General features: G+C 69.1%; 11 protein-coding genes. 1 reads left to right on the top strand and 10 read right to left on the bottom strand.

The features are described from left to right. Positions 1-9: 9 nt before the first annotated feature. Positions 10-1,326: a TIGR04283 family arsenosugar biosynthesis glycosyltransferase gene (locus tag WC971_03980; GenBank protein MFA5843971.1), complete on the top strand. Its 1,317-nt coding sequence runs from the start codon at positions 10-12 to the stop codon at positions 1,324-1,326. Here the strand turns inward: WC971_03980 and WC971_03975 are convergent. The 10 genes from WC971_03975 to WC971_03930 form a co-directional block, all read right to left on the bottom strand. After that, a complete protein-coding gene (locus WC971_03975; protein ID MFA5843970.1) occupies positions 1,311-2,102 on the bottom strand; it encodes an MTAP family purine nucleoside phosphorylase in 792 nt (263 codons plus the stop codon). The genes WC971_03980 and WC971_03975 overlap by 16 nt on opposite strands. A gap of 20 nt (positions 2,103-2,122) precedes the next feature. After that, a complete protein-coding gene (locus WC971_03970) occupies positions 2,123-2,968 on the bottom strand; it encodes a C-GCAxxG-C-C family (seleno)protein (GenBank protein MFA5843969.1) in 846 nt (281 codons plus the stop codon). Continuing rightward, a complete protein-coding gene (locus tag WC971_03965; protein ID MFA5843968.1) occupies positions 2,968-3,936 on the bottom strand; it encodes a lysylphosphatidylglycerol synthase transmembrane domain-containing protein in 969 nt (322 codons plus the stop codon). The genes WC971_03970 and WC971_03965 overlap by 1 nt, the downstream gene beginning before the upstream one ends. 22 nt (positions 3,937-3,958) lie before the next feature. Beyond that, positions 3,959-5,383 carry a VTT domain-containing protein gene (locus WC971_03960; protein ID MFA5843967.1) on the bottom strand — a complete coding sequence of 475 codons (1,425 nt, stop codon included), beginning with the start codon at positions 5,381-5,383 and terminating at the stop codon, positions 3,959-3,961. 75 nt (positions 5,384-5,458) lie between these two features. Beyond that, on the bottom strand, positions 5,459-6,421 hold the full coding sequence (locus tag WC971_03955; GenBank protein MFA5843966.1) for a sulfurtransferase: 963 nt from the start codon (positions 6,419-6,421) through the stop codon (positions 5,459-5,461). A 149-nt stretch (positions 6,422-6,570) separates the two neighbouring features. Then, positions 6,571-7,554, bottom strand: a complete 984-nt coding sequence (arsS, locus tag WC971_03950) for an arsenosugar biosynthesis radical SAM (seleno)protein ArsS (GenBank protein MFA5843965.1) — start codon at positions 7,552-7,554, stop codon at positions 6,571-6,573. A 124-nt stretch (positions 7,555-7,678) separates the two neighbouring features. Then, positions 7,679-8,689 carry a selenide, water dikinase SelD gene (gene selD / locus WC971_03945; GenBank protein MFA5843964.1) on the bottom strand — a complete coding sequence of 337 codons (1,011 nt, stop codon included), beginning with the start codon at positions 8,687-8,689 and terminating at the stop codon, positions 7,679-7,681. A gap of 67 nt (positions 8,690-8,756) precedes the next feature. After that, complete coding sequence (locus tag WC971_03940) at positions 8,757-10,118, bottom strand: bifunctional diguanylate cyclase/phosphodiesterase (protein ID MFA5843963.1); 1,362 nt, start codon at positions 10,116-10,118, stop codon at positions 8,757-8,759. 75 nt (positions 10,119-10,193) lie between these two features. Then, positions 10,194-12,077: a cellulase family glycosylhydrolase gene (locus tag WC971_03935; protein MFA5843962.1), complete on the bottom strand. Its 1,884-nt coding sequence runs from the start codon at positions 12,075-12,077 to the stop codon at positions 10,194-10,196. After that, entirely contained in the window at positions 12,074-13,183 is a 1,110-nt protein-coding gene (locus WC971_03930) for a tetratricopeptide repeat protein (GenBank protein ID MFA5843961.1), read from the bottom strand. The genes WC971_03935 and WC971_03930 overlap by 4 nt, the downstream gene beginning before the upstream one ends.

Here is a 13,183-nt window from a genome sequence, read left to right as displayed (position 1 = left end):
ATGAGCCTCATGTCTCCCACGATCTCGACACTCAGCATCTTCACGCGCTCACCCGTGGCCGGGGAGTCCAAGACCCGTCTGAGCGGCGTTCTCGGCGCCCCGGGCGCCGCTCGGCTCCAGCGCGAGATGACGCAGCACGTCGCGCGGCAAGCTCGCATCCTATCGGCAACGGACGGTGTCACCGTCGAGGCCCGGATCACGGGTGACGACTTCCGGGAAGCGCGTCGGTGGCTGCGGCTGCGCTGCGTCCCTCAGGGCGAGGGCAGTCTGGGCGACCGGCTCGAGCGCGCGCTGCAGGATGGGTTGCGGTCCGGTCGCATCGCCGCGGTCCTCGGCGGGGACTGCCCCACCGTGGATGCCGCAGGTATCCGCCAGGCGCTTGAGGCGGCAAGCCATCGAGGAGGCGCGCTCATCCCCGCGACCGATGGAGGCTTCTGCCTGATGGCGCTCACCCGCGATTCGGCCGAGCGCTTGCCCGGGCTGCTCGCAGGGATCGCATGGGGCACCGAACACGTGGCCGATCAGACTCGCGCCGCTCTCGCTCGCGCCCACATCGACGTCGAGATCCTCGAACCGCGTGCCGACATCGACCGTCCCGAGGACCTGCCTGCCTGGGAGGCGATCCGGGCGCAGTGGTACGAACCACCCCGGACACTGACCGTCGTGGTGCCCGCGCTGAACGAGGCTGAGACCCTGCCCGCGCTGCTGGCGGCGGTGGAACAGGCTGACGTCGAGACGATCGTCGTCGATGGGGGCAGCACGGACGGGACGGCGGACGTGGCCCGCCGAGCGGGAATCCCCGTGATCGAGGGATACCGCGGCCGCGCTGCGCAGATGAACGCCGGGGCGGCCGCAGCCATGTCCGACGCCGTCCTGTTCCTGCATGCCGACACGGCGCCGCCGTACGGATTCGTCGGCGATGCGCTCGCCGTGCTCTGCGATCCGGAGGTGCTGGTGGGGGCGTTCCGTTTCTCGAACGGCGCTGACACACCGAAGATGAGACTGATCGAATGGGGAACGAACCTGCGCTCGAGACTAGGGTTCCCTTACGGCGATCAGGGGCTGTTCATGCGCACGGCGGCATGGCGGGCCTTCGGCGGGTTCCCCGCGGTACCCATCATGGAGGACTACGATCTAGTGAGAGCGGCCCGCAGAGCAGGTGAGGTTCGCACCGCCCCCACCGCTGTCGTCACCTCCGACCGCCGATGGCGCGAGATGGGGCCGTGGCGCTACACGGCCCTGAACACCGCGACCGTTCTCGGGCGTGAGCTGGGTGTCTCGCCTGCGATACTCGCGTCGTGGAGAGCACGCTACTCGAAGCGGTAGACGAACCCGGAGTCGAAGGCGCAGCTCGCGAGCACGGCGACCGCACCGCTCACGATCGCCTCGAACGCCGGCCGGCTCGCCGCTATGTTGGCGTCGAGAACCTCCACGGGTGTCGGCTCGGTCTGCACGCCGTTGGCGTAGTCGATGCCGAAACCCAGCAGCGCGTACGGCAGTTCGAGCTCTCCGGCGAGCACGGCTTCCGGCCCCGCGGTCTGGCTGACCGCGCATGCGCCGACGCCGCGCATCCAGGCGATCTCGGCACGGGAGTTGAAGCGCGGCCCCAGAGCGTAGGCGTACGTGCCACCTTCGCGCAGCGGTACCCGAGCCTCCCGCGCGGATGCCGCCAGCGCCTCACACATCGCAGGAGAGAACGGTGGGCCGAAGATGTAGTGCCCGCGTCCTGCCTCCCCGGGGGTGTCGAAGAACGTGCACGGCGACCCGTCCGGAAACCGGTTGTCGGGGAAGAAGAGGTCGTCGAAGAGGATGGCCGTGGCCAGGGGCATCTCCGGATCGATGATGCCACAGACGGTCGTCCCCAGGATCGCCGTGCAACCCGCCTCCCGCAGTGCCCACACGTTCGCGCGGTGCTCGACCATCGACGAAAGTCGCTCGTGAGCACGCCCGTGCCGTCTGATGAAGCAGGCGCTCGCGTCCGTACCGGGCACCGTGCCCGCGGAGACGTCGACCGAGCCGTAGGGCGTCTCGACGTGCACGTCATCAGCCTGTGACAACGCGAAGTCCGCGTTCGTCCCCCCGATGACGCCCAGGCGCTTCACAGCCGCCTCCTTTCGAGACACTACCGATGCCGCTTCATCGCGAACGCGGCGGAGGCTGCAACGACCAGAGCGCAGACAGCAAGGGCCGCCCGTGCGGCGACGAGGGTCGCGGGCCCGGTCGCGAACAGGGGTCCGAGCACCGCGGCCGCTCGCGTCGGTACAAGCAGCGCCGCGACCGCGAGGAGCGCGGCCGCCGTGACCCCGGAGGTGCGCAGGACCCGCCCCATCCGGCGGAGTCCCGGACCGCCAAGCTCAAGGATGATCGCCGCGAGCGCAAGAACGATCACGACCGCCGAGAAAGCGCTCGCCAGATGGGCCACAGGCGCGAAGAGCGCTGCCAGCAGCGCGATCCCGCCGCCCGCCAAGCCGCCGAGCGCCGCGCGCCGCGCGACCGAGAGGACGTCCCTGGCGCTCCAGCGACCGGGCGCGACGGCCCTCGAATGATCGGCGGCGACGTCGGCCACCATACGTGCGGTCTCCTCGATCAGCAACGTGCAATGGGCGAGCCACTCGTCGGAACCCTCGGTCTGGCCGCGCTTGATGATGCGGCAGCACGCTGCGCCGAAGCATTCGGCGAACCGCGCGTGCAGGGTCGCCGAGAGCTCCTCGGCGAGCTGCCGTGCGGCGACGGGTTCGAGGCCGCGGTTCGACGCGTACTCGCCGAGAACGGCCACGCCGCCGGCTAGGGCCCCGCACACACAGCCGCTCCCACCGATGCCCGTCGTGTAGCCAGCACCCAGCGACGGAGATAGCGAGGGCAGGCCGGGTACCTCGGCCAGCGCGCCGATGACGGCTTGAGCGCAGTTGCAGCCAGCGGCGTAGTGCTCGCGAGCGCTGTCCGCCGCCCGCGCATGCCGGATGTACATCACGAGCGCCTCCCTATCGCGAAGAAGGCCGCACCGGGCAGGGTGGCGATAGCGACGACGGCGAAGAACAGCAACGAAGCACTGACGGCGACCGCCGAGGCGACCCCCACGAGTCCGAAGAAGTACGCGTAGCCCGCCTCGCGGACTCCGTGGCCGGAGATCGAGATGGGAACCATCGTCACCGCCGAGATGATCGAGGTGAACACGACGCACGCGCCCAGGGTGACAGGCGCGCCCAGCGCGCGGAAGATGCACCAGTTCACGAGCGCCACGAGCACCTGGAACGCGATCGACAACGCGAAGACAGCCGCCACCCGGCCGCGCGAGCGAAGCGTGTCGTTGACCGCGTGCACGCACCGCCCGACCGAGTCGGCCGCCGGATCGAAGCGGCCGCCCATCGCGCCGCGTACCATCGCTGCGGACCGCGCGGGCCACAGGAACAGCGCGACGAAGGCCGCCGAGGCGACGAGCACGACAACGACCGCGATGGCCGCTCGCGGCCCGGCGTCGGCGGCGAGCAGCCCCAGCGCGGCGGTGACGCCCAGGGCGAAAGAGGCCACGAGGCGTTCGGCGATCACGGAGGCCGCTCCCTCGGGAGCATCTTCGAGGTCGCGTCCGGCATCCCACGCGCGGACCACATCTCCTCCGACAGACGTCGGCAAGAAATCGTTGAAGAACAACCCCACGAAGTAGTGCCTGGTGAGCCGACCCAAGCCCAGCGAGTAGCCACGCGCCTCAAGAAGCAGCTTCCACTTGTAGGCCGAGAGAAGGATCGCCGCATAGACGAAGACGAACGCCATCGTCAGCCAGAAGGGGTCCAGAGTGGTGATGGACCCGGCCACCTCTCTCACGGGCACACGTGTGAAGACGACACCGAGCGCGAGCGCACTCACCCCGACGCGAAGAACGATCCGAAACGCGCCTGTCGGCCCCCTCTCGCTCGCGACGAGCACGGGTTCGGCGACCACCTCTCCGAGTCCTCCGGAAGCCTCAGGCCACCCCGTCGGCACCGGCCTCCTCCTCCTCCCCCGCTTCCCGGTCGCGCTCCATCCAGCGCATGAACACCGGACGCGCGGCCGCGATAGTCACGAACAGCGCGATGGTGATCACGAAGGTGAAGAACAGGATACGCACCGAACTGCTCATGTTCTGTCCGAGGTACGAATACACGAGCGTCGCCGGCAGTTGCCCGACCCCCGTCGCCACGAAGAAGGGCCAGAACCTCATCGATGTGAGGCCGGCACCGTAGGAGATGATGTCGAACGAGACGAACGGGAGCAGGCGGGCGATGAGCACGGCCCGCTCCCCGAAGCGCTCGAAGAAGCTGTCCGAGACCTTGAGCGCCGTACTGCCCCCCACAAGCCGCTCGACGGCAGGCCTTCCCAACACTCTGGCCAGGTAGAAGCATAGCGCTGCCCCCGCCATCGCGCTCGACCACGACAACAGCGCACCCCATGCCCAGCCGAAAAGCATACCGTTCGCGAAGGTGATCACGAACGCGGGAAGAGGGGCGAGCACGGATTGGAGCACCATCAGCAGAGCAGACACGATCGGCGCCCAGACACCGAACGTGAGCAGGTAGTCACGCACCGCCGAGATATCGCCCGCCGCCATGTGCCGCACCGCCTCGTCCACGCCCGCCTTCACGGACGGCACGAACCGGTACGTGAGGCAAGCTGCGACCACCACGACCGACCCCGCCACCATGTTGCGCTTCCGCTCGACCGACAGCTCCCCCGTCGGGATGTGCGAGCGGTAGCGCCACGCCAGCGCCACCAGCAGCACGACGCCTGCGACCGTGGCAGCCCAGACGTGGATCTCGATCGGGGCACCCCCATCCGGCCACACAGCGTGGACCGTCGCCGGAAGAAGCGCAGCGGCGGCCGTCGGCAACAGGAACTCACGGAAGCGCGTTCGAGTCCCGCCCGCGAGCAGCGACACCAGGTCTTGCGGGACGAACGGCACGAGCCTGAAGCCGAGCAGCACCCATCGCGCGATCCCGAGAGGCTCGCGCCTGAGCGGATAGCGACGCGACAGCGCCATCCCCACCAGCCCGCGACTCACCGCGAACGCGAGCGAGGCGCCCGCGACCAGACCCGACCAGTTGATGAGTGCACCGGACACAGGCCCCCACATCAGCCCGTTCGTCCGCAAGACCGGGACGTCCCCAAGCGGGAACAGCAGCGCCTGCCACACCACGAGCGCGAACCCCGCGATCGGTGAGCGATGTCCCCACGTGGCGAGGAAGATCCGTATCGCCGAGGTCTCCTCGCTCTTCACGACGCTGCCCGCAGTCCGGACTAGGACGTTCACCCCGGGCACGAGAAGATACGCCGCCGCCAGCACGACCAAGGGCGTGACGGCGCACAGCGGCCCTAACCACCAGCGGCTGCGCTTCTCCTCTCCCGCGACCATCAGGACTCCCGTCGACAGGAAAGGGACCGCCGCGGACGCAGCGGTCCCTTCAAGTTCACTCCACTCGGAGCGCTCCTACTTCTCGATGGGCAGGGCCGAATCGCCGGCCCAGGAGTAGTAGGAGGCATCGTAGTTCTTAGCCTGAGCGTAACCCAGCATACGCAGGACCTCCGTCATGAACGCCGACCTGATGCCCTTGGTGCAGTAGACGATGATGGGCTTGTCGGTGCCGAGTCCCGCTTCGGTGAACATCGCGTTGAGATCGTCGTCGCTCTTGAGGGTGCCGTTCTCGTTGAACAGCGTCGGGAAGGGGATGTTGACCGCGCCCTCGATGTGACCGCCCCGCGCCTCGCCGAAGTCCGTGGCGCCACCGTACTCCTTCGCGGAACGCGCATCGACGATGATCGCGCTGCCGTCTTCGACGGCCTTCTTGACCTCGTCGGTCGTCACGTTGATATCGCCGAGCTTGTCACCGGCGACGGCGACCGTCGTCGCAGCGAGCTTCGGCACCTCGGTCGAGCTCTCCTTGCCCGCAGCGGTCCAACCCGGAAAGCCGCCGTCGAGGATACGGGTGTTCTCTATGCCGATGCTCCGCAGGGTCCAGACGACGCGGCCGTCCTCACCCCAGCCGGTGGGGTCGGAGTAGATGACGATGGTCTTGTCGGTATCCACGCCGAGCTTGCCCGCAGCGTCCGCGATGGCCTGAGGCTTGGCGAGAACGCCCCAGTCCTTGTCGCCGGGCTTTCCCTGCGCGACGGTCGCGAAGGTCTGCCAAGGACCACTGACCGCGCCGGGGATGTGCCCGGCTTCGTACGCCTTGGGATCGCGTGCGTCGATGATGAAGTACTGGTCCGGCGCGGCAGCCAGGTCCTCCACCGAGACCAGGAGGTCGGCACGCGCCGAAGTCTCGGCGGCGGGCTGTTCCGTCGCGGCAGGTTTCGCCTGCTCGGCTTTCTGCTTCGTGCAGCCGGTGCTGGTCACAAGCACTCCCACGAGCAGCAGAAGCGCAAGGACCCGACCAAAGCGTTTCGCGTTCACAGTCTCTCCTCAGTCGTCAGCGCGGGAGTCCCGCTGCCATCCGTCAGCATCATAGTATCTGCATATTCTCGTCATAACAACCACTTATTGTCCATGGGAGACGTGTCCCACTGATCGCCGACCTGAGACTCGCGGTCCACCGTGCCTTCTCAGCCGGCGGTAGCCCCCCAGCAGCTACTGCCGGCCCCCGCGGTGCAACCCAGGCAGTGATCGGCGAACCTGATGACCCGGACCATGAGCGCACGCTCGTCGAAGTCGAACACCGTCCGAGGTCTCTCCTCGCCGATCGCGAGACCGAGCATCTGGTTGAAATCGCAATCGTACAGAGTCCCGTCGTGGGCGACGGACAGCATCGAACGGCACATGACACCCGCGGCCGCTGCCGGGTTGCACGCCTGCGCGAGGCGATCACGGTACTCATCAGTGGAGCCGAGCTCATCCATCTGCACCGCGAAGCGCCCGATCGGCATGTTGGCGAGCGCGAACAGCGAGTTGAACACGACGCCGTAGCGCGCCCCGAGTTCGCGGCGGAACTCCTCTTCAAGGGCGCGTTGCGGCGCCGGCGGCTGCGGACCGGCAGGGTTGGTGACGAGGTTGAGTGTGAGGCCGGAGCCCGGGACCCCGTATCCCTGCGCGTTCAGCAGTCGAAGGCTATCGATGCTGCGCTCGTGTGCGCGAGCACCGCGCTGTGCGTCGGTGTTCTCCGGCAGATAGCATGGTAAGGAACCCGTGACCTCGACCCGGTTGCGCGCGAACAGCTCGGGCAGGTGGCGCATCGATCCGCCCGTGCGCGGGTGCCGATCCATAGTGACGGTCAGGTTGTGCCGGACTATGACGTGGCGATCGAGGGCGCGGATATCCTCGATCAGCCGCTCGAATCCAGCGTGCAGTTCGGGCGCGCCACCGGTGATGTCCACGGTCCGGATCCCGGGATGCGACGACACGATCTCGAGACACCGCTCGATGACCTCATCCGACATCGTCTCCGTGCGGGTCGGGGACGCGGCCACGTGACAGTGCACGCACGCCTGGTTGCAGAGCCGCGTGATGTTGAGCTGCAGGACATCGATCGAGATCGGCGCGAGGTCGAGACGGTCTTCGGCCACGGCACGAAGGAAGAGGGTCGAGTCCATGGCCTCCCTTCCGTGGTAGCGTGGCCATCCCCGCTGTGCGATCGAGGACATGAGACGAGTGAACGGCGATCCGGCGGCTAGGTTACCATGCCTACCCCGCCCGGCTCCGGCCGCGTGCAGCCCCTCAGCGGACGGAGACCCGCCCCGCCTCGCCGTCCGTCATGCGCCCGACGACGCTCCCCGACTCGCCGCGGGCCTTCAGGGCCGCGAGCAGCGCGCCGGTCTTCGACGGGTCGAGTGCGATCAGCAGCCCTCCGCTCGTCTGTGGGTCGGCGAGCAAGCCGCGCCAGGCCTCGTCGGCGGGGCCCCAATCGGTGTGGGGATCGAGGAAGGCGAGCACGTCGTCGGTGCGTCCCGGCCGCACGCCTTTCGCGGCGTACCCCAGCGCCTCGCGCCACACCGGCACGGCGGCCATCTCCACCTCGAGCGCGAGACCGCTGCCGAGCGCCATCTCGCGGCCGTGGCCGAGGAGCCCGAACCCCGTCACGTCGGTGGCGGCATTCACGCCGACCTCGACCATTGCGGCGGCTGCCCGGGCGTTGAGGTGCGCCATCGACTCGACGACGTCGCGTAGCGACTCCTCGGTCTCGAGACCGCGCTTGAGCGCAGTCGTGAGTATGCCGACGCCGATCGGCTTCGTGAGCACGAGCGCGTCTCCGGCGCGTGCGCCGGTGTTGCGCACGACCGCGTCCGGGGCCACTCTACCCATCACCGAGAGACCGAACTTCGGCTCGTCGTCGTCGATCGTGTGGCCGCCCACGATCACCACGCCCGCCTTCGCGCAGACGTCGGCCCCGCCGCGCAGCACCTCGGCGACCACGTCGGGGCCGAGCTTGCAGGGGAACGCGAGCAGGTTCATCGCGGCCAGCGGCGTCCCGCCCATCGCGTAGATGTCGGATAGCGCGTTCGCCGCCGTCACGCGCCCGAAGTCGTAGGCGTCGTCGACCATCGGCGTGAAGAAGTCCACCGTGAGCAGGACCGCGTCGGTCGAGCCCTCGAGGTGGTAGACCGCCGCGTCGTCCGAGGTCTCGAAGCCGACGAGAAGCTGCTCCGACTCGCCGGGCGAGATCATGTCGAGGATGCCCTTGAGGTCACCCGGACCCCATTTGGCGGCTCAACCGGACTTGGAGGACATCTGCGTCAGGCGGATGCGGTCCACGCGACCTCCCTCCGGTCGTAGGCGGCGCGACGCGCGGCAAGCGTCACGAGAAGTCGAAGGCCGGATCCGCGGGGAACGGCTTCACAGGCTGCATGAAGAGGAAGCCCTGGCCGAACCGGACTCCGATGCTGCGCAGGGTGTGCAACTCGCCCAGCGTCTCGATGCCCTCGGCGATGAGCTTCACGCCGATGCGCGAAGAGAAGAGGACGAGACTCTCGACGAGCTGACGGCGCACGTCGTCGGTGTCGATGTCGCGCACGAGCGAGATGTCGACCTTCAGCCACTCGGGGACGACCTCGGCGAGGCACTGCAGCGAACCGTAGCCTGCTCCCGCGTCGTCGACGGCGACCGAGAACCCGAGGGCGCGAAGGTACTCGAGCGTCGCACGGAAGGCGCTGAAATCGGCGATCGCGGTGCGTTCGGTGATCTCGAGCACGATGCGCTCGGGTGTCAACGCGGCGTCGGCCAGCAGCGTGGTGAACATGATGTCCCGCAGCTGCGGATCGGCTACCGCCTCCGGTTCGATGTTGATGAAGAGCAGCCTGTCGTCGGGCATCGCCGCCGCCGATTCGATGGCGCGCTTGCGGCAGAGGCGCTCCAGGCGCATCACGAGGTCGGCGTCGTAGGCCGCCTTGAACAGCTTGTCGGGACGCTCGAACTCCCCGCCTTCGGGTCCACGCGAGAGGGCCTCGTATCCGATCACGGTGAGTCCCGCGAGATCGAAGATGGGATGGACGAGCGTGCGCACATCCCCGCGATCGATCACCTCGCGCAGCCGCATCGTGCGCTCGGCCGCGTCGACGGCCTCCTGGGACCCAGACTCGTGCAACGCCTGCTCGAGCCCGTCGTGCACCAGCCGCTCGAGCCGCACGTTCGGGTCCCTCGCGATGACCGCCGAGCCGACGTAGCAGCCGAACTTGCGGAAGAGCGCCGGTTCCATCGCCGCTTCGAGCACCTCGCTCACGCGCGACCGCACGCGCTTCGCGAGCATGTCGAGGTCCTCCCGCTCGATACGCACGGCGTTGCGCGGCGGGGAAAGCACGATGACGAACGAGTTCCCCGAGATCATGAGCTCGGCGATGATGTCGGAGTCGCGCATGTCCGAGCCGGTGATCGCCTCGAGCGCCTCGGACACCTGCAGCATGACCTGGTCGAATACCTTCCAGCCGTAGATCTCCTCGATGCGCGAGTAGCGGACGATGTTCAAGCACAGCAGCGACACCTCGCCGCGCTCATCGAGCAGCGACTCGATGCGGGGGAACAACAGTGGTGTGGTCGGCAGACCGGTGACGGGGTCGAAGAGCATCCGGCGCACCTCGGGGTGCGACTCTATCGCCTCGCGAAGCTCGAGCCAGGACTCGAGCAGGAAGTCGTGGGCGTTGCCCGCATGCGATTCCTTCGCCACGCCGAAAGACCCTCCCTCGACCTACCGCGTCCCGAACCGCATCAGCATAGCATCAAGACCCCGGCCCGAGTCCCCTCAGGCGAAGTTCACGCGCAGCGCGGCGACGCCGTTCGCCCCGAGCGGGACACCGAACGCGCCACCCTCGACCGGAGCGGCCGCTCCTCCGCGGACGTCGGCGACCGACGCGACAGCCCGGTCGAAGGACAGCGTCGCGACCGTCTTCTCGGGAGAGTGGTTGAGGAGCAGCAGGATGTCGTCGGCCTCTCCCAGGAAGTGCGCGACCTCCACCCCGGGCCGGTCGCAGCGCACCGAGCCAGCGGCGCCACAGGCGTCGGCGACGGAAGCGTAGACGGTCCGAACGAACGATGCGGCCGCATCCGGCGCGGCCCACGGGTCACCTTGCGCCAACGCCCTCTCGATCGGCGCGGCGACGAAGACCGCTCTCCCCTGGCCGTGACGCTGCAGTGTGACGAGCGGGCTGCCCGTCGCGTCGGTCGCCACGACCGTCGCACCCGCCTGACCGAGCAGTGCGTGGTGCTGCAACGGGAGCGCGCAGTCGAAGGGTACGAGACCGGGGAGAAGGTCCGATTGGGCCACGCGGCACGCGAACGTCTCGCGTCTGCCGTGATCGCCGAGGAACTCGATGCCGAACAGACCTCTGACCTCGGCGGGCGGGTCGCCGCCGCCATAGCTCATGACGAGGCTGCCGCCGTCCTGCACCCATGCGGCAAGCGCCTCCCAGGTCCCAGGCTCGAGCTCCGCTACCGAGGGGACGATGAGCGCGGCGAGACGGCCGATCTCCTCGCCTTCGCGCACGAGCGTGACGGGCAGGTGCGCCTCCTTAGCGCGGATGTACGACTGCAGACACGAGCGCGGACCGTAGAGGCCCGCCATCGACGGGAGCGCATGGTAGCGCTCCGCCGGGAGGAGCACCGCCACGTCCTCGGCCGCCGGCTCGTAGCGGCGCCGGTCGAGCGCGAGGGCGACGCGAGCGAACCGTCGCACCTCTGCCAGCACCGGCTTCGGCGACCCGTTCGTGTCGACGACACCCACCGGGAACTCGAACGGGTCGCGGAAGTACGGCTCCCGGCGCTCGGTCTCCATGTCGCGCCACCGTCGCAGCACCACACCGGCAGCCCCGTTCATCAGTCCCGACCACATCGAGGTCCTGACGGCGGCGGCCTCTTCCCCCACGCTCGCGTCGAGCGAGACGGCGCCGACCTCGTCCATCAGCACCGGAAGACCTCGCGACGCGCACCTGAGCAGGTAGCCGTCGATATATGTCGCCGGGCCCGAGGTGACCGGCCCCTCAGCCGCGAAGGCGACGTACGCCGACGTTACGTGACTCGCGCCGAGTTCGAACCGGTCGAGCGCGTGCGTCGCGTCGACCCGCGACGAGCGGAAGAGCGTCTCCGGGTCGGCCGAGAGCATGATCGGCCTGTCGGGATCGACCTCGCGGACGGCGTCGCGCATGGCGCCGGCCCAGCGGTCGAGGTCCTCGGCGGACGTGAATCCCGAGAGGAACGCCTCGTTGCCGAGGTCCCACGCGAAGATCGTGTCGTCGGCACGGTAGCGGTTCACTATGCGCTGGACGAGGGCCGACTCCCGTCCGATCAGGTAGTCGTCGGTGCGCGGGTCGCGGCGCTTACCCCACGCCACGTCCATGAGCTCGGCGACGCGGTCGTCCGCGAAGAAGGTCACGATAAGCCGGATGCCGTGGGCGCCGGCCGCGGCGACGACACGGTCGAGCCGCTCCGCAGCGTCCTCGTCGTACTGGCCGACCTGCGGCTCGAGACAATGCCAGGAGACGAAGACCCGGGCGAGCGAGATGCGGTGTTCGGCGAGAGATGCGAAGTCGGCGTCGGCGTCGCGGTCGTACCAGTCCGACCAGCTGCGCCGCTCGTCGTCGATCGCGTGGTACGCGACACCGACCGGGAAGACGGGCCTCGGCTCGCTCATGCGTCCTCGACCCCCTCCGCATAGGCGTCGAACAGCTTCCAGAACAGGCCCTGACGCCGGGTGTCGTGGTACGCCGCGCGGCGTACCTCCCACGAGGCCTCGGCGTGGCGGCCCTCGGTGAGGAGCACGGCGGCGAGGCCGAACCGCGCGCGGACGCACGCCGGATCGAGACGGACGGCGGTGCGATACGCCGACCGCGCCACGTCGAAGCGTTGCAGGCCGAGGAGCGACTCCGCCAGCAGGACGTGCGGCATCGGGTGGCGCGGAGCGGCCTTGGTCAAAGCGCGGAAGACGCGCGCGGCGTGCCGGTCGAGGCCCGGGCGGCGGGAGTAGGCCACTCCGAGGCAGTAGAGCGCGCCAGGGACTCCGGGCTCGCACTCGAGCGCCCGCAGGGCGAGCGCCGTCGCCTCGTTCGTCCCCTCCTGCTTCAGGTACGCGTAAGACGCGAGGGCGAGCGCGGACGCCTCATCGGGACGCTCGTCGAGGACGGCGCGTGCGCTGTCCAGCGCGCCGAAGAGGTCGCCTCCGCGCGCCAGGGCGACGCCGTCGCCGTCGCCCGCGAGCGCGAAGAAGAGCTCGTCCTGGCTCGGATCGAGCTCCCCCGCCTTGCGGAACTGCGGGAGCGCGGTCGCCATCCCCTCGCGCTCGAGCGCGGCCACCGCGAGGTTGTACGTCGCGCGCGGCTCCTTCGGGTCGAGCGCGAGCGCGGCTCGCCATGCCTCGACGGCTTCCTCCTCGAAGGCGGCCGCCCAGAACGCCTCGCCGAGCTGCACGTGCGCGGTCACGAGGTCAGGCACGACCTCCGCGAGCTCGTGCCAGACGAGCACCGCCTGGTCCCACATGCCGCCACGACGATCGTAGGCGAGACCGAGAGCGAGGTACGCCGGCGCGCAGTCGGGGTCGAACTCGATGGCGAGTGTCGCCTCCGCGATCGCCTCGTCGTAGAAGTCCCCCGCGAGCATGAGTTCCGCCAGAAGGCAGTGCGCGAGCACGTCGCGCTCGTCGAGACGCAGTCCCTGGAAGCACGCGTCGACTGCAGGGTCGATCTGACCCTGGCGGGCGAGTCCTTCGGCGAGACGGGTCTGGGACGACCGCGACGGCGCCAA

The organism is Coriobacteriia bacterium, assembly GCA_041658765.1.
In the GTDB taxonomy this organism is placed as follows: Bacteria; Actinomycetota; Coriobacteriia; order Anaerosomatales; family JBAZZO01; genus JBAZZO01.
The sequence above is the reverse complement of the archived record's forward strand: the minus strand, read 5'-3'. Positions and strand labels throughout refer to the sequence as shown.

Bases quoted from the DNA above. Each gene is read 5' to 3' on its own strand.
- WC971_03980 (MFA5843971.1), top strand. From the start codon at position 10: ATGTCTCCCACGATCTCGACACTCAGCATCTTCACGCGCTCACCCGTG.
- WC971_03970 (MFA5843969.1), bottom strand. From the start codon at position 2,968: ATGTACATCCGGCATGCGCGGGCGGCGGACAGCGCTCGCGAGCACTAC.
- WC971_03960 (MFA5843967.1), bottom strand. From the start codon at position 5,383: ATGGTCGCGGGAGAGGAGAAGCGCAGCCGCTGGTGGTTAGGGCCGCTG.
- arsS (MFA5843965.1), bottom strand. From the start codon at position 7,554: ATGGACTCGACCCTCTTCCTTCGTGCCGTGGCCGAAGACCGTCTCGAC.
- WC971_03935 (MFA5843962.1), bottom strand. From the start codon at position 12,077: ATGAGCGAGCCGAGGCCCGTCTTCCCGGTCGGTGTCGCGTACCACGCG.